Origin of the sequence: Kitasatospora sp. NPDC051914 (genome assembly GCF_040680995.1) — a bacterium.
Taxonomy (GTDB): domain Bacteria; phylum Actinomycetota; class Actinomycetes; order Streptomycetales; family Streptomycetaceae; genus Kitasatospora.
This window is the reverse complement of sequence record NZ_JBFAXX010000007.1, coordinates 26,584-45,955: the sequence shown is the minus strand read 5'-3', so window position 1 is coordinate 45,955 and position 19,372 is coordinate 26,584. Positions and strand designations below refer to the sequence as shown.

At 73.3% G+C, this 19,372-nt stretch carries 19 protein-coding genes; 11 read left to right on the top strand and 8 right to left on the bottom strand.

All coding sequences use genetic code 11. The features are described 5' to 3' along the window. Positions 1-73: 73 nt before the first annotated feature. From AB0M03_RS06890 to AB0M03_RS06865, 6 genes are all read left to right on the top strand, one after another. A complete protein-coding gene (locus tag AB0M03_RS06890; RefSeq protein ID WP_363489243.1) occupies positions 74-1,417 on the top strand; it encodes an MFS transporter in 1,344 nt (447 codons plus the stop codon). 89 nt (positions 1,418-1,506) lie between these two features. Continuing rightward, positions 1,507-3,399, top strand: a complete 1,893-nt coding sequence (locus AB0M03_RS06885; RefSeq protein WP_363489241.1) for a GAF domain-containing protein — start codon at positions 1,507-1,509, stop codon at positions 3,397-3,399. A 106-nt stretch (positions 3,400-3,505) separates the two neighbouring features. Beyond that, complete coding sequence (lipB, locus tag AB0M03_RS06880; protein WP_363489446.1) at positions 3,506-4,276, top strand: lipoyl(octanoyl) transferase LipB; 771 nt, start codon at positions 3,506-3,508, stop codon at positions 4,274-4,276. Positions 4,277-4,395: 119 nt separating this feature from the next. Next, a complete protein-coding gene (lipA, locus tag AB0M03_RS06875; protein WP_363489239.1) occupies positions 4,396-5,349 on the top strand; it encodes a lipoyl synthase in 954 nt (317 codons plus the stop codon). Positions 5,350-5,581: 232 nt separating this feature from the next. Then, on the top strand, positions 5,582-5,803 hold the full coding sequence (locus AB0M03_RS06870; RefSeq protein ID WP_363489237.1) for a hypothetical protein: 222 nt from the start codon (positions 5,582-5,584) through the stop codon (positions 5,801-5,803). Positions 5,804-5,882: 79 nt separating this feature from the next. Then, entirely contained in the window at positions 5,883-6,572 is a 690-nt protein-coding gene (locus AB0M03_RS06865; protein ID WP_363489235.1) for a DUF4191 domain-containing protein, read from the top strand. Between the two features lie 224 nt (positions 6,573-6,796). Here the strand turns inward: AB0M03_RS06865 and AB0M03_RS06860 are convergent, their stop codons facing one another. After that, the gene (locus AB0M03_RS06860; RefSeq protein WP_363489233.1) at positions 6,797-7,264 is read right to left on the bottom strand and encodes an RDD family protein; all 468 of its coding nucleotides are present in this window, start codon (positions 7,262-7,264) and stop codon (positions 6,797-6,799) included. Positions 7,265-7,508: 244 nt separating this feature from the next. Between AB0M03_RS06860 and glnA the strand changes: the two genes are divergently transcribed. Then, positions 7,509-8,924: a type I glutamate--ammonia ligase gene (gene glnA, locus AB0M03_RS06855; protein ID WP_363489231.1), complete on the top strand. Its 1,416-nt coding sequence runs from the start codon at positions 7,509-7,511 to the stop codon at positions 8,922-8,924. Positions 8,925-8,952: 28 nt separating this feature from the next. On the opposite strand, the gene murQ is transcribed toward glnA, so the two are convergent. Next, positions 8,953-9,912 (bottom strand): N-acetylmuramic acid 6-phosphate etherase, encoded by a 960-nt coding sequence (gene murQ / locus AB0M03_RS06850; protein ID WP_363489229.1) that lies wholly within the window; start codon positions 9,910-9,912, stop codon positions 8,953-8,955. Further along, positions 9,909-10,127 carry a DUF6011 domain-containing protein gene (locus AB0M03_RS06845; RefSeq protein ID WP_363489227.1) on the bottom strand — a complete coding sequence of 73 codons (219 nt, stop codon included), beginning with the start codon at positions 10,125-10,127 and terminating at the stop codon, positions 9,909-9,911. Before AB0M03_RS06845 ends, murQ begins: the two co-directional genes overlap by 4 nt. Positions 10,128-10,189: 62 nt before the next feature. Here AB0M03_RS06845 and AB0M03_RS06840 point away from each other — a divergent pair, with 62 nt between their 5' ends. After that, complete coding sequence (locus AB0M03_RS06840) at positions 10,190-10,804, top strand: exonuclease (protein ID WP_363489225.1); 615 nt, start codon at positions 10,190-10,192, stop codon at positions 10,802-10,804. Positions 10,805-10,824: 20 nt separating this feature from the next. Here AB0M03_RS06840 and AB0M03_RS06835 read toward each other — a convergent pair whose 3' ends face one another. Further along, positions 10,825-12,042, bottom strand: a complete 1,218-nt coding sequence (locus tag AB0M03_RS06835) for a cytochrome P450 (protein ID WP_363489223.1) — start codon at positions 12,040-12,042, stop codon at positions 10,825-10,827. Between the two features lie 107 nt (positions 12,043-12,149). Here AB0M03_RS06835 and AB0M03_RS06830 point away from each other — a divergent pair, with 107 nt between their 5' ends. Then, complete coding sequence (locus AB0M03_RS06830) at positions 12,150-12,509, top strand: ArsC/Spx/MgsR family protein (protein ID WP_363489221.1); 360 nt, start codon at positions 12,150-12,152, stop codon at positions 12,507-12,509. Positions 12,510-12,531: 22 nt separating this feature from the next. On the opposite strand, the gene AB0M03_RS06825 is transcribed toward AB0M03_RS06830, so the two are convergent. Continuing rightward, positions 12,532-13,002, bottom strand: a complete 471-nt coding sequence (locus AB0M03_RS06825; protein ID WP_363489219.1) for a pyridoxamine 5'-phosphate oxidase family protein — start codon at positions 13,000-13,002, stop codon at positions 12,532-12,534. A gap of 38 nt (positions 13,003-13,040) precedes the next feature. Between AB0M03_RS06825 and AB0M03_RS06820 the strand changes: the two genes are divergently transcribed. Then, entirely contained in the window at positions 13,041-13,586 is a 546-nt protein-coding gene (locus AB0M03_RS06820) for a DUF1697 domain-containing protein (RefSeq protein ID WP_363489217.1), read from the top strand. A gap of 43 nt (positions 13,587-13,629) precedes the next feature. On the opposite strand, the gene AB0M03_RS06815 is transcribed toward AB0M03_RS06820, so the two are convergent. Together AB0M03_RS06815 and AB0M03_RS06810 are read right to left on the bottom strand one after the other, a co-directional pair. Further along, on the bottom strand, positions 13,630-15,834 hold the full coding sequence (locus AB0M03_RS06815; RefSeq protein WP_363489215.1) for a terpene synthase family protein: 2,205 nt from the start codon (positions 15,832-15,834) through the stop codon (positions 13,630-13,632). A gap of 217 nt (positions 15,835-16,051) precedes the next feature. Then, positions 16,052-17,020 (bottom strand): DUF1152 domain-containing protein, encoded by a 969-nt coding sequence (locus AB0M03_RS06810; RefSeq protein ID WP_363489213.1) that lies wholly within the window; start codon positions 17,018-17,020, stop codon positions 16,052-16,054. A 139-nt stretch (positions 17,021-17,159) separates the two neighbouring features. Here AB0M03_RS06810 and AB0M03_RS06805 point away from each other — a divergent pair, with 139 nt between their 5' ends. Further along, on the top strand, positions 17,160-18,587 hold the full coding sequence (locus tag AB0M03_RS06805; RefSeq protein ID WP_363489211.1) for an MBL fold metallo-hydrolase: 1,428 nt from the start codon (positions 17,160-17,162) through the stop codon (positions 18,585-18,587). Positions 18,588-18,676: 89 nt separating this feature from the next. Here AB0M03_RS06805 and AB0M03_RS06800 read toward each other — a convergent pair whose 3' ends face one another. Beyond that, positions 18,677-19,318, bottom strand: a complete 642-nt coding sequence (locus AB0M03_RS06800) for a TetR/AcrR family transcriptional regulator C-terminal domain-containing protein (protein ID WP_363489209.1) — start codon at positions 19,316-19,318, stop codon at positions 18,677-18,679. Positions 19,319-19,372: the final 54 nt, after the last annotated feature.

Sequence of the window (19,372 nt, the reverse complement as noted above, 5' to 3'; positions counted from 1 at the left end):
CCCCGCCGACCGGTGCCCCCGACCGGTGCCCGACCCTCCCGCACAGCCCCTCCCCCGAGAATCAGGTGACACCATGGCCCACTCTCCCGACGTCGCGAGACCAGGCGCCCCGCTCCGCAAGGTCGTCGGTGCCAGCCTCATCGGCACCACGATCGAGTGGTACGACTACTTCCTGTACGGCACCGCCGCCGCGCTGGTCTTCGGGAAGGTGTTCTTCCCGGACAGCGACCCGCTGACCGGCACCCTGCTGTCCTTCCTCACCTACGCCATCGGCTTCGCCGCCCGGCCGCTGGGCGCCCTGGTCTTCGGCCACTTCGGCGACCGGATCGGCCGCAAGAAGCTGCTGGTGCTCAGCCTGCTGCTGATGGGCGGCGCGACCACCCTGATCGGCTGTCTGCCGACGTACCGCCAGATCGGTGTCGCCGCGCCGCTGCTGCTCACCGCGCTGCGGCTGGTGCAGGGCTTCGCGCTGGGCGGCGAGTGGGGCGGTGCGGTGCTGCTGGTCTCCGAGCACGGCGACCGCAAGCGGCGCGGCTTCTGGGCGTCCTGGCCGCAGGGCGGCGCACCGGCGGGCAACCTGCTGGCGGCCGGTGTGCTGTCGCTGATGACGACGGTGCAGTCGGACGCGGCCTTCCTGTCGTGGGGCTGGCGGGTGCCGTTCCTGCTGTCCGCGGTGCTGGTGATGGTCGGCCTGTGGATCCGGCTCTCGGTGGACGAGTCGCCGCTGTTCCAGCAGGCGCTGGCCGCGGCGAGGGCCCGGAAGACGGCCGAGCAGCCGCCGATCGTCGCGGTGCTGCGCAACCACTGGCGTGACGTGCTGGTCGCCATGGGCGCCCGGATGGCAGAGAACATCTCGTACTACGTGATGACCACCTTCGTGCTGGCGTACGCGGTCGGCCACGTCCACCTGCCCAAGCAGACCGCGCTGAACGCGGTGCTGATCGCCTCCGCGATCCAGTTCGCGCTGATCCCGCTGTTCGGCGCGCTCTCCGACAAGGTCGGCCGCCGGCCGGTGTACCTGGTGGGTGCGGCCGGCGTCGGCATCTGGGCGTTCGTCTTCTTCGGGATGGTGGACACCGGGTCCTTCGGCGCGCTGGTCGCGGCGGTGACCGTCGGCCTGGTCTTCCACAGCGCGATGTACGCCCCGCAGGCGGCGTTCTTCTCCGAGCTGTTCGCGACCCGGATGCGGTACTCCGGTGCCTCCATCGGCGCCCAGTTCTCCTCGGTCGCGGCCGGCGCCCCCGCGCCGCTGATCGCCACCGCCCTGCTCAAGGACTACGGCAGCGCCACCCCGATCGCGGTGTACGTGGCGATCGCCGCCGCCGTCACGATCGTCGCGGTGCTCTGCGCCCGGGAGACCCGCGGCGGCGACCTGGCCGAGGTCGAGACGGCCCGCGAGACCGTCCCGGTCGGCTGAACCCTCCGGGGCGCCCGGGTCCACCGGCCGGGCGCCCCTGGCCGCTCCGCTCCCGAACGGCACGGATGAATGGCACGATGGCCCGCACCATGAACGAGCCCCACGACAGCTCCGCACCCGCCCTGCGCCGGCTGATCGACCTGCTCGCCTCCGGCGCGGCGACCGAGGACTTCGCCGAGGTGCTCGCCGAGGCCCGCCGACAGGGCGCCCCCGCCCCGGTGCTCGCCGAGATCGACACCGCGACCTGGCAGGCCCTGCGGGTGCACCGGACGCTGCGCCAGCACCGCCGCCGCGAGGCCGAACTGACCGCCCTGTTCGACACCGCGGGCGACCTGGCCGCCTCCCGCGACCTCGACGCGGTGCTGCAGGCCATCGTCCGCCGGGCCCGGATGCTGCTCGGCACCGACACCGCCTACCTCACCCTCCCGGACGAGGAGGCGGGCGACACCTACATGCGGGTCACCGACGGCTCGGTCTCCCAGCTGTTCCAGAACCTGCGGCTCAGCCTCGGCGACGGCCTCGGCGGCCTGGTGGCCCAGACCGCCCGGCCGTACGCCACCCCCGACTACCGCACCGACGAGCGGTTCCACCACACCGGGACGATCGACGCCGGCGTCCTCGACGAGGGCCTGGTCGCGATCATCGGCGTGCCGCTGCTGCTCGGCGGACAGGTCATCGGCGTGCTGTTCGCCGCCGACCGCACACCCCGCGCGTTCTCCCCCGAGGAGGTCGCGCTGCTCTGCACCCTCGCCGCGCACGCCGCCGTCGCCCTCGACACCGCGAACGCGCTCGCCGACACCCGCGACGCCCTCGCCGACCTCGCCGCCGCCAACCACGTCATCCAGGCCCACGCGGCCGCCGTCCAGCGCGCCGAACAGGCCCACGACCGGCTCACCGACCTCGTCCTGCGCGGCGCCGAGGTCGGCGACGTGGCCGCCGAGGTCGCCACCCTGCTCGGCGGCGAGGTCGCCGTCCACGACACCGAGGGCCACCAGCTCACCGGCCGCCCCGGCGGCCACGACGGCCTCGCCGAGGCGCTCTCCGCCTCCCGCGCCGAGGGCCGCGCCGTCCGCCGCGGCCAGGACTGGATCTGCGCCGTCCTCGCCGGCCAGGACCTGCTCGGCGGCCTCGTCCTGCGCGGCCGGCCCGACCTCGACGACGCCGACCGCCGGATCTTCGAACGGGCCAGCGTCGTCACCGCCCTGCTCCTGCTGCTGCGGCGCTCCGTCGCCGAGACCGAGAACCGCGTCCGCGGCGAACTCCTCGCCGACCTGCTCACCGCCCCCGGCCGCGACCCGGCCGGCCTCACCGCCCGCGGCCGCCGGCTCGGCGTCGACCTGGGCCGCCCCCACCTCGTCCTCGTCGCCGCGACCGACCCCGCCGACCGGGCCCGGCTGGCCGGCGCCGCCTCCCGCTACCTCTTCGGCACCCGCGGCATCAGCGCCGAGCACGGCGAGGCCGTCGTCCTGCTGCTCCCCGACGACGGCAGTCCGCCCGACCGCGCCGCCGCCGAGGCCGCCGAACGCCTCGCCCGGCTCGCCGGCTGCCCCGTCACCGTCGGTGCGGGAGGCCCCGCCGCCGGGCCCGCCGCACTCGCCGCGGCGCACGGGGAGGGGGTGCGGTGCGTGCGGGCCCTGCGGGTGCTCGGACGCGAGGGCCACGGCGCCTCCGCCGCCGGGCTCGGTTTCCTCGGCGTCCTGCTCGGCGACGGCCACGACGTGGGCGCGTTCGTCGGCTCGGTGCTCGGCCCGCTGGTCGACTACGACGCCCGGCGGGGCACGGAACTGGTGCGGACGCTCCGGGCCTACTTCGACTGCGGCGGCAGCCTCACCCGCGCCAAGGACGAACTCCACGTGCACGTGAACACGGTCGTCCAACGGCTGGACCGGATCGAGGTACTGCTCGGCCCCGACTGGAACTCCCCGGAACGGTCACTGGAACTGCAGCTCGCCCTCAGGCTCCAGCTCCTGGCGGGCCCGTAGGGGCGCCGCTCGGGAGGGCTCGGTCCGGGGCAGGCGTACAGTGACCGGGTTGGTCTCGAACGCCTGGCAAGGAGCAGCGGTGAGCGAGAACGTACGGTTCGTGACGATGGGGATAGGCGAGGGTGCCGTCCCGTACCCGGACGCGTGGGAGGAGCAGCAGCGGCTGCACGCCCTGCGCGTCGCGGACGAGATCCCCGACACCGTGCTGCTGCTGGAGCACCCGCCGGTCTTCACGGCGGGCAGGCGCACCAACCCGGAGGACTACCCGCTGGACGGCACCCCGGTGGTGCAGGTGAACCGCGGTGGTGAGATCACCTGGCACGGCCCGGGCCAGCTGGTGGGTTATCCGATCGTGAAGCTGCCGGACCCGATCGACGTGGTGGCGTACGTGCGCCGGCTGGAGGAGGCGCTGATCCGCGCCTGCGGCGAGTTCGGGGTGGCGACGTCCCGGGTCGAGGGCCGCAGCGGGGTGTGGGTGCTGGGCGAGGATCTCCCGGATGCGGTGGTGGACCCGTCGCAGGTGGTGGAGATCGGCAAGCTGACGCTGCGGATGGGCCTGCCGCTGGGGATCGACCCGCGGCTGGCGGGCCCGGAGTACGCGCCGTCGAACGCGGGCCAGCGCGGTGACGACCGGAAGCTGGCGGCGATCGGTGTGCGGGTGGCCCGCGGGGTGACGATGCACGGGTTCGCGCTGAACTGCGACCCCGACATGACGTGGTTCGACCGGATCGTGCCGTGCGGGATCCGGGATGCCGGGGTGGGCTCGCTGGCCGGGGAGCTGGACCGGCCGTTCGGTGTCGCGGATGCGCTGCCGGTGGTGCAGAAGCACCTGGCGGCCGTCCTCGCCGAGCTGCCGGAGCCCGCGCTCGCCCACTGACCCCGGGAATCTACCGATCGGTAGCCCGGTTGCCTGCGATTGCCGGGCGCAGGCCCGGTACAGGCCCTGAAAGCACAGGCGTACCCTGGGGGTACCCCGTCTAGTTCTAGGAGTTGCACGTGTCCGCTGTCGCGCCCGACGGCAGGAAGCTTCTCCGCCTGGAGGTCCGCAACAGCGAGACCCCCATCGAGCGGAAGCCCGAGTGGATCAAGACCAGGGCGAAGATGGGCCCGGAGTACAACGCCCTCCATTCGCTGGTGAAGAAGGAAGGGCTGCACACGGTCTGCCAGGAGGCCGGCTGCCCGAACATCTTCGAGTGCTGGGAGGACCGCGAGGCGACCTTCCTCATCGGCGGTGACCAGTGCACCCGCCGCTGCGACTTCTGCCAGATCGACACCGGCAAGCCCGCCGAGTTCGACCGGGACGAGCCGCGCCGGGTCGCCGAGTCCATCGTCACGATGGACCTGAACTACGCGACGATCACCGGTGTCGCCCGCGACGACCTGGAGGACGGCGGCGCCTGGCTGTACGCCGAGACGGTCCGCCAGGTGCACGCGATGACGGCGGCCCGCGAGGGCGGCCGCACCGGCGTCGAGCTGCTGATCCCGGACTTCAACGCGGTGCCGGAGCAGCTCGCCGAGGTGTTCTCCTCCCGGCCCGAGGTGCTGGCGCACAACGTGGAGACCGTGCCGCGGATCTTCAAGCGCATCCGCCCGGCGTTCCGCTACGAGCGCTCGCTGGACGTCATCACCCAGGCCCGCGCGGCCGGGCTGGTGACCAAGTCGAACCTGATCCTGGGCATGGGCGAGACCCGCGAGGAGGTCAGCCAGGCGCTGGCCGACCTGGTGGGCGCCGGCTGCGAGCTGATCACCATCACCCAGTACCTGCGGCCCTCGCTGCGCCACCACCCGGTGGAGCGCTGGGTGAAGCCGCAGGAGTTCGTGGAGCTGCAGGAGGAGGCCGAGGAGCTCGGCTTCGCCGGTGTGATGTCCGGGCCGCTGGTGCGCTCCTCGTACCGGGCCGGGCGGCTGTACCGGCAGGCACTGGAGCACCGCGAGCGGGCGGCGGTCTGAGACCGACCGGCGACAGGGAGCGCGGGTCGGTCCGAGGCGGCCCGTGCGGGTGTGCACGGACTTTCCGGGGGCGGCGGGCTCGGCCTGCCGCCCTCCGGCGTACCTGCGGCGCGGCCGTCTTGCGGTCGTGCGGCTTTCATGCGACTTTGACCGGCAGGTCACCGATCGGTAACACCGCCGGGCGAGCCTGGAACGGTCAGCCGTCCGTCGGTCTTGAGGGGAGCTGTTGAGCATGGAGGCAGTGAGCGGAGCGCCGCGCGGTCTGCTGCCGGCCGGGGTGCCGTCGGTGGCCAGTGCGCTGCGGTACGCCGAGAGCGTGCTGCTGGCGGGCGGCCAGCGGCAGGCCCGCAGGAACGCCTGGGCGGCGGTCTGCGAGAACCGGCGGCACGCGGCGGAGCGCGAGCTGGACGCGGCCGCGGAGGGCCCGCTGTCGGCCGCACGGCGGCACGCCTGATCCCTCGCGGGGAGGCGTGCGGTGCCCCAGGGGCACCGCCCTTGGATATCCCGCCCCCCCGGCACGTACCATGAGCCCTATGGCGAGGGAAACATCCGAGAACCCCGGGCGGCTGAAGCAGATCCGCCAGGCGTACACCATGACCAAGCAGGTCGACAGCAAGATCGGCCTGATCATCGCCGGCGTCGGCCTCATCACCTTCGGCGTGTTCCTCGCCATCGGCTTCGCGATCGGGCACCCCGTCTACCTGGGCATCCTCGGCTTCGTCGTGGGCTTCCTGGCGATGGCGGTGGTCTTCGGACGCCGTGCCGAGCGGGCCGCCTTCGGGCAGATGGAGGGCCAGCCGGGCGCGGTCGCGGCGGTGCTGAACAACATCCGGCGCGGCTGGAGCGCCAACCCGACCCCGGTCGCGGTCACCCGCAGCCAGGACGCGGTCTACCGCGCGGTCGGCCGTCCCGGCATCGCGCTGATCGGTGAGGGCAACCCGAACCGGGTGCGTGCGCTGCTGGTCGCCGAGAAGAAGAAGATGGCCCGTGTGGTCGGCGACGTCCCGGTGCACGACATCATGGTGGGCAACGGCGAGGGCGAGATCCCGCTGAAGAAGCTGCAGATCCACCTGATGCGCCTGCCGCGGGCGATCACCCCGGCGCAGGTCACCGAGACCAACGACCGGCTCCGCGCGCTGGGCGACCTGCTCTCCCGGGCGCCGATCCCCAAGGGCCCGATGCCCAAGGGCGCCCGGATGCCCAAGGGCGGCCAGGTCCGCTGAGACCGGCCCCACCCGACTTCACACCACGGCCCCGCCGCAATCCCTTGCGGCGGGGCCGTTCGACGTCCGGGGGCGAATGCCGAATACCGAGGGGCCTCGGAGAACTGCGCGATCCGTGTGTGGTTCACCCCGACCGGCGAACATGAACCGCATCCGGATCGCGCGGTTCTCCCCCAGCCTTCGGCCGGGAGGTGCCCCCACGCGCCCCTGAGTGGTGCCCTGCGTCAGATGCGGACCTCTACGCAGCCCACGGCCTTGTCGTGGAGGCCGCGGGTGTCTCGGTCCCAGATGGCGGCGGGGATGATCAGGCAGAGCAGCAGGGTGCGCAGCAGCACCTGGGGGATGGAGGCGCGGGCGCCGTCCAGCCGGACGACCCGCAGGCCGAACAGCCGCTTGCCGACCGTGGTGCCGCTGGTGGTCAGCAGGAGCACGGTGACGAGGTAGAACAGCGGGGTCGTCCACAGGTTCGCCGAGCCCTGGTCGCCGCCGGCGAGCAGCCCGTACGCGACGAGGCTGCAGAGCCAGCCGTCGACGAACAGGGCGCCGAGGCGGCGGCCCGGGCCGGCGACGGAGCCGGGGCCCTCCTTCGGCAGGCCGAGGCGCTCGCCGCGGTAGCCGAACTCGGCGCCCATCTTCTCGGCGGCGGCCTTCGGCCCGTCCAGCCACGATCCCAACGCATCTCTGGTATCCACGAAATCCACAGTATCCGGGCGTTACGGGCGATCTTCGGCGGCCTCCCCCGGCGCGTGTCCGCGCCGCACCGAGTGGTCTGGACCACTGCGCGAGGGGTGCGGCGCCGGGTGGGTGATTTGCCCCGGGCCGTATGACTTTGCCCACATGGCAGGTGCCGCTGGTTAACATGCAGAGGACGGGGAAATCACCAACCGGAAACGGCCGGCTCCTACCGTGGGCCGTACCGCACGCTGAGGAGGATGGATGTTCACCAACGCCGACGAGGTCAGGCAGTACATCACGGACAACGACATCAAGTTCGTCGATGTCCGGTTCTGCGACCTGCCGGGCGTCATGCAGCACTTCTCAGTGCCTGCGTCGACCTTCGACCCGTCCGAGACCCTGATGTTCGACGGTTCCTCGATCCGGGGCTTCCAGGCCATCCACGAGTCCGACATGGCCCTCGTCCCGGACCTGGCGACCGCCAGGCTCGACCCGTTCCGCTCCGAGAAGCACCTCAACATCAACTTCTTCATCCAGGACCCGATCACGGGCGAGGCCTACAGCCGCGACCCGCGGAACGTGGCCAAGAAGGCGGAGGCCTACCTCGCCTCCTCCGGCATCGCCGACACCGCGTTCTTCGGCCCGGAGGCCGAGTTCTACGTGTTCGACGAGGTCCGCTACGAGACCAGCGCCAACGCCTCGTACTACCACATCGACTCGATCGCCGGCGCGTGGAACACCGGTCGGATCGAGGAGGGCGGCAACCGCGGCTACAAGGTGAAGTACAAGGGCGGCTACTTCCCCGTGCCGCCGGTGGACCACTTCGCCGACCTGCGCGCGGAGATGTCGCTGGAGCTCGCCGCCGCCGGCCTGCAGGTCGAGCGGCAGCACCACGAGGTCGGCACGGCCGGCCAGGCGGAGATCAACTACAAGTTCAACACCCTGCTGCACGCCGCCGACGACCTGATGCTGTTCAAGTACATCATCAAGAACGTGGCCTGGCGGGCCGGCAAGACCGCCACCTTCATGCCCAAGCCGATCTTCGGCGACAACGGCTCCGGCATGCACGTCCACCAGTCGCTGTGGAGCGACGGCTCCCCGCTCTTCTACGACGAGCAGGGCTACGCGGGCCTCTCCGACACCGCCCGGTACTACATCGGCGGCCTGCTCCGGCACGCGCCCTCGCTGCTGGCCTTCACCAACCCGTCGGTGAACTCCTACCACCGCCTGGTGCCGGGCTTCGAGGCGCCGGTCAACCTGGTGTACTCGCAGCGCAACCGCTCGGCCGCGATCCGCATCCCGATCACCGGGTCGAACGCCAAGGCCAAGCGCATCGAGTTCCGCGCGCCCGACCCGTCCTCCAACCCGTACCTGGCCTTCTCCGCCATGCTGATGGCGGGCCTGGACGGCATCAAGAACAAGATCGAGCCGCTGGAGCCGGTCGACAAGGACCTGTACGAGCTGGCGCCCGACGAGCACGCCGCCGTCCCGCAGGTGCCTTCCTCGCTGCCGGCCGTCCTCGACGCGCTGGAGGCCGACCACGAGTACCTGCTCGCGGGCGGGGTGTTCACCCCCGACCTGATCGAGACCTGGATCGACTTCAAGCGCACCAACGAGATCGCCCCGATCGCACTGCGGCCGCACCCGCACGAGTTCGAGCTCTACTTCGACCTGTAGGCCCCGCGGATTCCTGCGGGCCCACGGTTCACCGGCCCCCGTCCCCCTTCGCGGGGCGGGGGCCGGCGTGCGTCCCGGCGGCGTCCAGGGCCTCGCGCAGGCGGCCGCCGTGCTCGGCGAGCAGGGCGGCCGCCCGGGCCGGGCCGAGGCCGGTGAGCAGCGCGAGGACCGCGGGCTTCACCTCTCCGCCGGCCGCGTCCAGGGCGCGGTCGGCGGCCTCGGGGGCGGCGCCGGTGGCCAGGGCGACGATCCGGCGGCAGCGGGCGCGGAGCTTCTCGTTGGTGGCCCGCAGGTCGACCATGAGGTTCCCGTAGGTGCGGCCGAGCCGGACCATGGTGATCGTCGAGACCATGTTGAGCACCAGCTTCTGGGCGGTGCCGGCCTTGAGCCGGGTGGAGCCGGTGAGGATCTCCGGGCCGACCACCACCTCGATCGGGTGCTCGGCCGCCGCGCCGAGGTCGGAACCCTCGGTGCAGGCCAGGCCGACGGTCAGTGCACCGCACGCCCGCGCATGGGCGACGGCGGCCACCGCGTACGGCGTCCGGCCGGAGGCGGAAACGCCGATCACCGCGTCGTCGGCGGTCAGACCGATCCCGTCCAGGTCGGCGCGGGCGAGTTCCCGGCTGTCCTCGGCGCCCTCGACCGCGTTCAGCACCGCCTGCGGGCCGCCCGCGATCAGGCCGACCACCAGCCCGGGGTCGGTGCCGAAGGTCGGCGGGCACTCGGCGGCGTCCAGCACACCGATCCGCCCCGCCGTGCCCGCACCCGCGTAGACCAGCCGGCCGCCGCGGGCGAGCCGCTCGGCGATCGCGTCCACCGCGGCGGCGATCTCCGGCAGGCGCCGGCCGACCGCCTCGGGGACGGTCCGGTCCTCGCCGTTCATCAGCGCGGCGATCTCCAGGGTGGGCAGCCGGTCCAGCCCGGCGAGTTCGGGTCGGTACGCCTCGGTCGCCAGGGTGTCCAGCCGGGCGCGGAGGTCCTCGGTCACGGCGCAGCGCCTTCCGTCGCGGTGGGGGCGGCCAGCCCGGGCAGGGTCTCCTGCTCCCCGGCGACGACCCGCACCGGGTCCTGCGGGCCGCGGCACTCGCGGCCCAGCCGCAGCATCCGGGAGACCGGGTCGTGCAGGGCGCGGCCGCAGCGGCGGCAGCGGACGCGTTCGGGCAGCCGGGGCGGGACGGGCGGGATCAGGGCGGGCTGGGCCATGCGCCGATTCTCGCGGTAAAAGCGGTCGCGGTGGGGTCTTCGGGACGGGAAGAATCCGCGGCATGTCAACTGCCCGCCGCACCACCCCGACCCTGTACATCTCCGTGGACGTGGAGGCCGACGGCCCGATCCCCGGCTCCTTCTCCATGATCTCCTTCGGCGCGGTCGTCGCCGGGTACCACGACGCGGACGGGTTCCGGCGGGCCGGGCTGCAGTCCGCGGGGTTCTACCGGGAGCTGCGGCCGGTCTCGGAGCGGTTCGACCCGTCGGCGCTGGCCGTCTCCGGGCTGGACCGGGCGGTGCTGCTGCGCGAGGGGGCCGAGCCGGCCGCCGCGATGAAGGCCTTCTGCGCCTGGGTGGAGCAGGTGTGCCGCGGCGCGGACGGGCAGCGGTGGCGGCCGGTCATGGTGGGGTACCCGGCGCCGTACGACTGGCTGTTCCTGTACTGGTACCTGATGGAGTTCGCCGGGCGCAGCCCGTTCGGGCACTCCGGGTGCCTGGACGTGAAGACGCTGTACGCGACCCGGGCCGGGGTGCCGTTCGCGGGGATCGGCAAGCGGTCGATGCCGGCCGGGCTGCGGCCGGACCTGCCGCACACCCACCACGCCCTGGACGACGCCCGCGAGCAGGCGGAGCTGTTCGCCAACCTGATGGAGTGGGCCGGGCCGGAGGGCTGAGGACGCAACGGCGCACCCGGTCAGGCCAGGCGGACCGGGAGGGTGCGGTAGCCGCGCAGGACGAGGCGGTCCCTGCGTTCGGCGGGGCCGCCGGGGGCGAGTGCCGGGAAGCGGTGCAGCAGGGCGGGCAGCGCGACCTGTGCCTCCAGTCGGGCCAGTTGGGCGCCCAGGCAGTAGTGCGGGCCGCCGCCGAAGCTCAGCGGGTGGCTGTTGCTGCGGGCGGGGTCGAAGCGGGCGGGCTGCTCGTAGCGGGACGGATCGCGGTTGGCCGCGCCGAGCAGCAGGAAGACGCCGGTGCCGGGCGGGGCGGGGACCCCGCCGACGTCCAGGCCCTCGGCGAGGGCGATCCGGGAGGTGAACTGGACGGGCGAGTCGTGGCGCAGCACCTCCTCGGTCAGCCCGGCGGGGGTGACGGTGCCCCCGCGCAGGCCGGCCGCGGCCTCCGGGTGTTCGAAGAGCAGCGCGACCGCGTTGCCGAGCAGGTTGGTGGTGGTCTCGAAGCCGGCCACCAGCAGCAGCACCAGGTTGGCCAGCAACTCGTGGCCGGAGAGCCGCCCGGGTTCGGCGGCGGCGACCTGGACGAGGGCGCTGACCAGGTCGTCCTGCGGGTGGGCGCGGCGGTCGGCGGCCAGCCGGGTGAAGTAGTCGGCGAGCTCCTCGGCGGCCTCGTCGGCGGCGGTGAGCTCCTCGGTGTCGTAGATCAGCTCCAGGGTGGTGGTGAGGTCGGCGGCGAGGCCGCGGAAGCGGTAGCGGTCGGCCTCGGGCACGCCGAGCAGCTCGCAGATCACGCCGACCGGCAGCCGGAAGGCGAACTCCTCCATGAAGTCGACCGGGGTGCCGTCGGCGCCCCGCTCGGCCATCGCGTCCAGCAGCCGGTGCACGGCGGCGGTGACGGCGGGCTCCAGGGCGGCGACCCGGCGGGCGGTGAACACGGAGGCGATCGGCGAGCGCATCCGGCCGTGGTCCGGCGGGTTGGTCTCCAGGATCGACCGGCCCAGCAGGACCTTGGCGGGGTGGTCGGCGTGGTCCGGCTCCCAGAGCTCGCGCTGCTGCGGGTCGGCGACCCCGAAGGCGGGGGTGCGCAGCACCTGGTCGCAGACGCGGTGGCCGGTGACCATCAGCAGGCCGGGGCCGCAGGGCGCGACCGGGCCGAGGCCGTGCGCCAGCTCGTAGAGCGGGTACGGGTCGGCCCGCCCCTCGGGGGTCATCAACTGCTCGATGATCGCCTCGCCGTCCACCCGCGGCTCCCCTCTCGCGTCCCGGTGGCGCACGTCACGGGGTAGAACCGCGGTGGGCGGGGTGGGAGTTCCCGGGTTGCCCGGAGGCCGCTCGATAGGGTGACGGCATGGAGATCTGGATCAACCCGCGGTGCAGCAAGTGCCGCAGCGCCGTCGAGGACCTGGACGCGGCCGGTGTCGAGTACACCGTGCGGCGCTACCTGGACGAGCCGCCGACCTCGGCCGAGCTGGAGGACGTGCTGGCCCGGCTGAACCTGGAGCCCTGGGACATCACGCGCCTCGACGAGCCGGCCGCCAAGGAGCTCGGCATGAAGCAGTGGCCGCGCGGGGCTGCCGAGCGCGGGCGCTGGATCTCGGCCCTCGCCGAGCAGCCGATCCTGATCCAGCGCCCGATCATCACGGCGGACGACGGGCACGCGGTGGTGGCGCGGACGCCGGAGGCCGTCCGCTCGGTGCTGCCGGAGTGAGCCGTGCAGCCGGGGTGAGCCGTCAGGTCCGCTCGAAGACGCGGACCTGCTCGCCCGGCCGCCAGGAGCGGATCACCAGCCGGTCGCCCTCGACACAGGTCAGCACGACCTCCCCGGGCTCCAGCCGGAAGGCGTGGTAGGGGCCGGGCGGCGGCTGCGGGAGGTCGCCCTCGTAGGCGGCGAGCTCGGCCGGGTCGGTGATCTCGACGGCGGTGCCGGAGACCTTGGCGTCGCCGTCCTCCATGGTCTCGTCGCCGGGGTTGCTGTGCAGCGCGAAGCGGCCGTCGCGGCGCAGGTCCAGGGCCTTCACGGCGCCGTACATGGAGCCGATGGTCAGGTCGGCGCCGACGAACTCCACCTCGATGCCGCTGACCCGGGGCGCGCCGCCGCGGCGCAGGGTGGCCAGCACGTGGTGCTCGTTGGCCTCGAACCTGGCCCGTACCAGCGGGGCGAGGTCGGGCGCTTCGTGCTCGAAGTCCTGCCATGTCGTCATGGCGCCAGTCTGACAGTGGTCGCTGTCACACTGGCGCCATGACGCAGACGTACATCGCCTTCCTCCGTGCGGTCAACGTGGGCGGGCGCACGGTGAGGATGGAGCGGCTCCGGGAGCTGTTCGGGGAGCTCGGGCTGCAGGACGTACGGACGTACATCCAGAGCGGCAACGTCTTCTTCACCACCGGCGGGGAGGACCGGGCGGCGCTCACCGCACGGATCGAGGAGCACCTGGAGCAGGCGCTCGGCTACGCGGTGCCGACCGTGCTGTGCACGGTGGACGAGCTCGCCGCGGTGGTCGACGCCGACCCGTTCGCCGGGATCGAGGTCACCCCGGAGCTGCGGCTGTGCGTGCTGTTCCTGTCCGAGCCGCTGCCCGAGGAGCTCGCCCCGCCGACGGCCTCGCCCAAGGGCGACTGGGAGCTGGTGGGTGCCCTGCCGTACGCCGCCTTCGTGGTGCTGCACCTGCGGGACGGCCGGATGGGCGGCAACCCGGCCACCCTCTTCGGCAAGGCCTACGCCGGGACGGCGACCTCGCGGTTCTTCCACACCACCGTCAAGATCCTCGCGGCGGCGCGGAAGTGATCCGCGGGCCCGTCGGCGGGTGTCCGCCGACGGGCCGGGGCGGCTACCGCAGGGCCGGGGCGGGTAGGCGGATGCCCGAGGTGCCGAGGCCGGTCGGGCCGAGCGGCACGGGCGGGCGGTGGTGGCGCAGCAGGTCGGGCTCGGCGTAGCGGTGGCAGTCCCGGTGCCAGGTGAGGACGGCGGCCATCCAGTCCCGGAGTTCGGCGGTGTAGCCGTCGAGCACCGCGCGGGCTGCCGCGTCGAGTTCGAAGTCGTCGTAGAGCTGCGGGAGTTCGCGGGCGGCGATGTGCTGGAACTGGCTCATCCGGGACTTCATGAGGTCGTGCACGATGCCGAGTGCGGTCGGGTAGTCGCAGTCGAAGAAGTTCTGGGTGACCAGCACCAGGTTGTGCACCTCGCCCTCGTACTCGACCTCCTTCTGGTACGAGAAGACGTCGTTGACGAGCATCGCCCAGTCGGCGGCGGAGTTCTCCAGGGCCTGCACGGAGGCGTGCCGGTGGACCTCGTCGGGGACGCTGCGGCCGTGGCCGAGGCGGGCGAGGCTCATGGTGAGGTCGGCGCCGAAGGTGAGGCGCCGCATCTCCAGGTAGTCGACCGGGTCGGGGATGCGGTTCTGCGCCCGGTTGAGGAGCTCCCACAGCCAGGCGTCGAGCATCTTCTCGACCGCGGCGCGGAAGCGGCGGCGGGAGTCGTCGTCCATCGGCGCGGTGGTGCGGGCCCACAGGTCGGCGAGGCCGCGCTCCAGGCCGTCGAGCGGGACGGCGGTGACCGGGCCGTCGAGCGGCATGAACTCCAGCAGCCGGTCGTTGCGCCGTTTGGCGCCCGTGAGGTCGCGGGCGGCGCCGTGCACGGCCGGGTACAGGTCGTCGCCGTAGGTGCCCCAGGCGAGCCAGCCGGTGACGAGGTCGAGCTCCTCGGGGGTGGCGCCCGGGTCGATGCCGGCGGCGCAGAGCGCGAAGTCGTAGTCGACCAGCTTCTCCTCGTGCCAGATGCCGGGCACCGGGTCCATCAGCCGCACCCGGTGGGCCCAGTCGACGACGCCCCGCCGCGCGGCCTCCAGGTGCGGGTTGAGCCGGGTGGGGAAGGGCATCTCGAAGTCGGGCAGCAGCGAGGGCCCGACCTTGCGGAACGGGGTGTGGCCGAAGCTGCGGGCGCGGGCGGGGCCGCCCGGGCCGCGCAGTGACTTGAGCAGGTCGGCGGCCTGGGTGCCGACGCCGGTGGGGCCCGGGAGGTCGGGGGTGCGTTCGGCCATCGCGCCGCCGTCGTTCATGTAGCGGCTGGAGCGCATGTGCCACTCGTGGCCGCCGGACTGCCAGTCCTGCAGGCCCTTGACGTACTTCATGACGTCGGTGCAGGCCGCGGGGTCGAGGCCGTGTTCGACGAAGAGCAGCGGCAGTTCGGCGAAGACGGTGTTCTCGAACTGGTGCAGCCGGGAGGTCAGCAGGTCGTTGACGCGCTCGGCGGCCTCCTGGGTGGAGCAGCCGAGGAAGGTCTCCAGGACGAGGACGCCGTTGGAGAGTTCGCCCTCGTCCTCGACCTCGCGCTGGTACGAGAAGAGGTCGTTGCGCAGGTGGACGCCGTCGGAGAAGGCGTCCCGCAGCACCCGCATCGGCCGGGAGGCGGCGATCGCCGCGGGCACCTCGGCGCCGACGGCGTGCTCGACCAGGCCGGCCGACCAGGGGGCGCCGCCGACCTTGCGGCGCATCTCGATGTACTCGACGGGGTTGGAGACCCGGCCGGCGTTGATGTTGGAGAGCTCCCACATGGACTCGTACAGCAGGTGCTCGGTGGATTCGCGGAACCGCTCGCGCCAGGCCGTGGACGTGCCGGGCACGGTGCGCAGCCACAGGTCGGCGAGGCCGGCCTCGACGGGGTTGGTGGGCTCGGGCATGCCGGCGGAGGGGTCCATCGGCATGAAGTCGGGGAGCCGGTCCAGGTAGGCCTTGCCGCCCTTGCGGTCCTGGGTGCGCTTGAACAGCTCCAGGAAGTGGTCGTCGAAGAAGAACACCCACACGTACCAGTCCGTGACGAGGGCGAGTTCCCCGGCCGAGCAGTCGGGGTGGGTGTACGCGCACAGCAGGGCGTAGTCGTGGGAGTCGAGGTCGTGCTCGTCCCAGATGCCCGAGCCCTCCAGCATCCCCATGCCGCGGGCCCACTGCTTGGTGTGGGTGCGGGCGTGTTCGAGGTGGGGGTTGAGCGTGGCGGGGTGCGGTACGTAGAAGTCCGGCAGCTCGAAGGGCTGTGGCACTGCCGTGTCGCCTTTCCTCGGCCGTCGGCGAGCGCCGGACGGGGTCGTCCGGGCCGACGGTCATGATCGCGCCGGAGTCTGCCCGAGGCGCGGCGGCGACACGCCGTCGGCGGGGCGGGCGCGGAGGCACGTAGTGCCGGTACGCGCCGGGCGCGAACTCCCACGCATCCGGCGCGCATCGTCCGGCGTACGCTCCTGGACGTGCTCGGCCCGCCGCTCAGTGCGGGAAAAACCGAGGTGGGCGCTGTGCGGGCAGCCCGTCCCGGAACTCCTCGACGACCGAACTGATCTGCCGCATCAGCACGGTGCGTTCGATCCGGTCCAGATAGAGGTGCCGGGCGGCGAGCGCCTCCACCGTGGCGCCGAACCAGATCGTCATCAGCGGATTGACGAACAGTTCGCCGCCTTTCGTCCGCTCGGTGAACCGGACGTCGCCGAACTCTCCGCGCAGCGCCGCCGCGACCGAGCCGTGCACGATGCTGGGGTGCTCGGGGCAGGCCGCCCGGGCGTGCTCGACGGCGTCCAGGTAGAGCGCGCCCTCCCGGCTCTCCCGCGGCAGCGAGAAGGCGCCGAGGTAGCCGCCGGCGCGGTCGAGCGCCGCGAGGTTCTCCAGCACCAGTGTGTGGTTGACCCCGTGGTACGCGTCGATGCCGAAGCCCAGGCAGGCGACCAGCCGGGTCGGGATGTGGCGCAGGCCCGCGACGGCGGCCAGGCTGGCCATGTCCTCCTCCGGGGTGCCGAGCCCGGCCTCGTCGCCGCGCATCAGGATGTCCGTGCCGCCGTCGACCAGCAGCACCGCGTCCACCCCGAGCCGGTCGGTCAGTGCCCGGTAGGCGGCGCGCAGCGGCTGCACCCCCACCGAGGCGAAGGCCCAGACCGTGTCGGGCATGCCGTGCAGCCGCAGCCAGCGGGCCAGCGTGCGCTCCGGGAAGTACCGCTCGGCACTGCGGGTGTCCGGCCGGATCTCGGCGACCTCCGGCTCCAGCCAGACGTCCGCGTCCAGCCCGTACAGGTGGCTGAAGGACAGGTTGGCGAGGTGCACCTCCTTGCCCGCGGCGCGCAGCGCCAGGGCGAGCGGCAGGCCGGCGTAGACGTCGAAGCCGCCGCCGGCGCCGGCGATCAGGATGCGGTCGGCGGCCTTGAGCCGGGTCAGCAGCGGGGGCTCGAACAGGGCGGGGGTGGTCATCCGGCGGACGCTACCAGCGCATTCCCGCCCGGCGGTGCGACTTTTGCCCGCCACCTGCTCCAAATACCCCTAGGGGTATCTCCGTTCACGGTGGAGAACAGATACCCCTATGGGTACCGTGGAACGGGAAGGGAGGGCGATGTTCTTCATCGACACCGTGGAGCTCACAGGCCTCGGCAACCGCAGCTACCTGGCGGGCGGCGCGACCGCCGCCGTGGCGGTCGACCCGCCGCGCGACGTCGACCGGCTGGTCGAGGCCGCCGCCCGGCAGGGCGTCCGGATCGCGCTCGTCGTCGAGACCCACCTCCACAACGACTACGTCACCGGCGGGCTGGAGCTCGCCCGGCTCACCGGCGCCCGCTACCTGGTGCCGGCCGCGGCCCGCGTCGCCTTCGACCGGGTGCCGGTCGCGGACGGCGACGTGTTCGAGGTGGACGCCGGCCTGGCACTGCGCGCCGTCGCGACCCCCGGCCACACCCCGCACCACACCGCGTACGTGCTGGAGGAGGACGGCCGCCCGGTCGCCGCGTTCACCGGCGGCTCGCTGCTCATCGGCACCGTCGGCCGCCCCGACCTGGTGGAGCCCCGGCTCACCGAACAGCTCGCCCGCGCCCAGCACGCCTCCGCGCACCGGCTCGCCGACAGCCTCCCGGACACCACCGCGGTGCTGCCCACCCACGGCTTCGGCAGCTTCTGCGCGGCCGGGCACTCCGCCGACGGCCACAGCGGGACGACCATCGGCACCGAGCGGAAGCAGAACGAGGCCCTGGTCAAGGAGGCCGACACCTTCGTCGCCGACCTGCTCGCCGGGCTGGACGACATCCCCGCCTACTACGCGCACATGGGCCCCGCCAACGCGGCCGGTCCCGCTCCCATCGACCTGACCCCGCCGCGGCGCGCCGACGCCGCCGAACTCGCCGCCCGGCTGGCCGCCGGCGAGTGGGTGGTCGACCTGCGCAGCCGGGTCGCCTTCGCCGAGGGGCACCTGGCGGGCTCGTTCAACATCGAGGGCGGCGGCAGCCTCGCCACCTACCTCGCCTGGCTGATCCCGTGGGGCAGGCCGGTGACCCTGCTCGCGGAGAGCCCCGAGCAGATCGCCGCGGCCCAGCGCGAACTGGCCCGGGTCGGGATCGACCGGCCCGCCGCGGCCGCCACCGGCGGCCCGCAGGACTGGACGGCCGACGGCGATCGGCCGCGATCCTTCCCCCGGGCGGACTTCGCCGCCCTGGCGGCGGCGCTCGAACCGGCCGTGGCCCCGGACGCCGAACGGCCGGTGGTACTGGACGTCCGCCGGTCCTCCGAGCGGGCCGGCGGAGCGGTCAGCGGCTCCGTGCACATCCCCGTCCACCTGCTGCCGGGCCGGATCGGCGAGGTGCCGCCCGGCCGGGTCTGGGTGCACTGCGCGAGCGGCATGCGGGCGGCGATCGCCGCCTCGCTACTGGACGCGGCGGGCCGCGAGGTGGTGGCCGTCGACGACGGCTTCGCCAACGCCGTCGAGGCCGGGCTGACCTCGGTCCCCGCCCCGGCCGCTCCCGGCACCGACGCACCCGGCACCGCGCACCCGTAGGAGCGCCCGCCCGGGCGGCCGGTACGCCTCCGGCCGAATTCCCCCGACCAGTCGGCCAGGTCTGCCGATCCGGCTCAGGAGGCCTCGGGTCAGGGCCTGAGCACCGCGTCGACGCCGGCGACGACCACCGCGAGGCCGCGTTCGAAGCGCCGGTCGTAGTCGGTGAAGAGGCCCTCGCCGGAGGCCGCGGCGAGCGGGTGGTCGGGGCCCATGGCGCGGGCGCGCTCGCCGGTGTCGTACCCGGGGGTGCGCTCGCCGGGGAGCGGGTGGACGGCCTGTTCCTCGATGACGAAGCCGATGGTGAAGGAGTAGGCGGTGAAGTAGGCCTCGATCGCGGCGTCGAGGGAGAAGCCGTCCCGGACGAAGGCGCGCAGCTGCTCCTCGAAGCGGTCGGCGTGGCCGGTGTCGGTGAGCCGGGTGCCGCTGAAGACCTTGGCGCCGTCTCGGTGGCCGAGGAGGGCGCGGCGCAGGGTGCGGCAGGTGGCGAGGACCCAGTCCTGCCAGCCGGCGTCGGGGCCGGGGGGCTCGGCGGACGCGGTCATCCGGCGGAGCATCTCGGTGGCCATCTCGTCGAGCAGGGCCTGCTTGTTGGCGAAGTGCCAGTACAGGGCGGGGGCCTTGACGTCGAGTTCGGTGGCGATCCGGCGCAGGGTGAGGCCGTCGAGACCGGTCTCGTCGAGCAGCCGCAGGGCGGTGTCGACCACCTTCGTGCGTTCCAGTTTGGCTGCCACGTCCACCTCCGGGTCGGCGCCGGTTCTGCGCCGCACTGTCTCCTGTCGAATCCC

Coding starts and splice junctions, on each gene's coding strand:
- AB0M03_RS06810 (WP_363489213.1), bottom strand. CDS start 17,020: ATGACCACCCCCGCCCTGTTCGAGCCCCCGCTGCTGACCCGGCTCAAG.
- AB0M03_RS06825 (WP_363489219.1), bottom strand. CDS start 13,002: ATGACGACATGGCAGGACTTCGAGCACGAAGCGCCCGACCTCGCCCCG.
- AB0M03_RS06805 (WP_363489211.1), top strand. CDS start 17,160: ATGTTCTTCATCGACACCGTGGAGCTCACAGGCCTCGGCAACCGCAGC.
- AB0M03_RS06820 (WP_363489217.1), top strand. CDS start 13,041: ATGACGCAGACGTACATCGCCTTCCTCCGTGCGGTCAACGTGGGCGGG.
- AB0M03_RS06840 (WP_363489225.1), top strand. CDS start 10,190: ATGTCAACTGCCCGCCGCACCACCCCGACCCTGTACATCTCCGTGGAC.
- AB0M03_RS06865 (WP_363489235.1), top strand. CDS start 5,883: ATGGCGAGGGAAACATCCGAGAACCCCGGGCGGCTGAAGCAGATCCGC.
- AB0M03_RS06870 (WP_363489237.1), top strand. CDS start 5,582: ATGGAGGCAGTGAGCGGAGCGCCGCGCGGTCTGCTGCCGGCCGGGGTG.
- AB0M03_RS06890 (WP_363489243.1), top strand. CDS start 74: ATGGCCCACTCTCCCGACGTCGCGAGACCAGGCGCCCCGCTCCGCAAG.
- AB0M03_RS06885 (WP_363489241.1), top strand. CDS start 1,507: ATGAACGAGCCCCACGACAGCTCCGCACCCGCCCTGCGCCGGCTGATC.
- lipB (WP_363489446.1), top strand. CDS start 3,506: ATGGGGATAGGCGAGGGTGCCGTCCCGTACCCGGACGCGTGGGAGGAG.
- AB0M03_RS06845 (WP_363489227.1), bottom strand. CDS start 10,127: ATGGCCCAGCCCGCCCTGATCCCGCCCGTCCCGCCCCGGCTGCCCGAA.
- AB0M03_RS06830 (WP_363489221.1), top strand. CDS start 12,150: ATGGAGATCTGGATCAACCCGCGGTGCAGCAAGTGCCGCAGCGCCGTC.
- glnA (WP_363489231.1), top strand. CDS start 7,509: ATGTTCACCAACGCCGACGAGGTCAGGCAGTACATCACGGACAACGAC.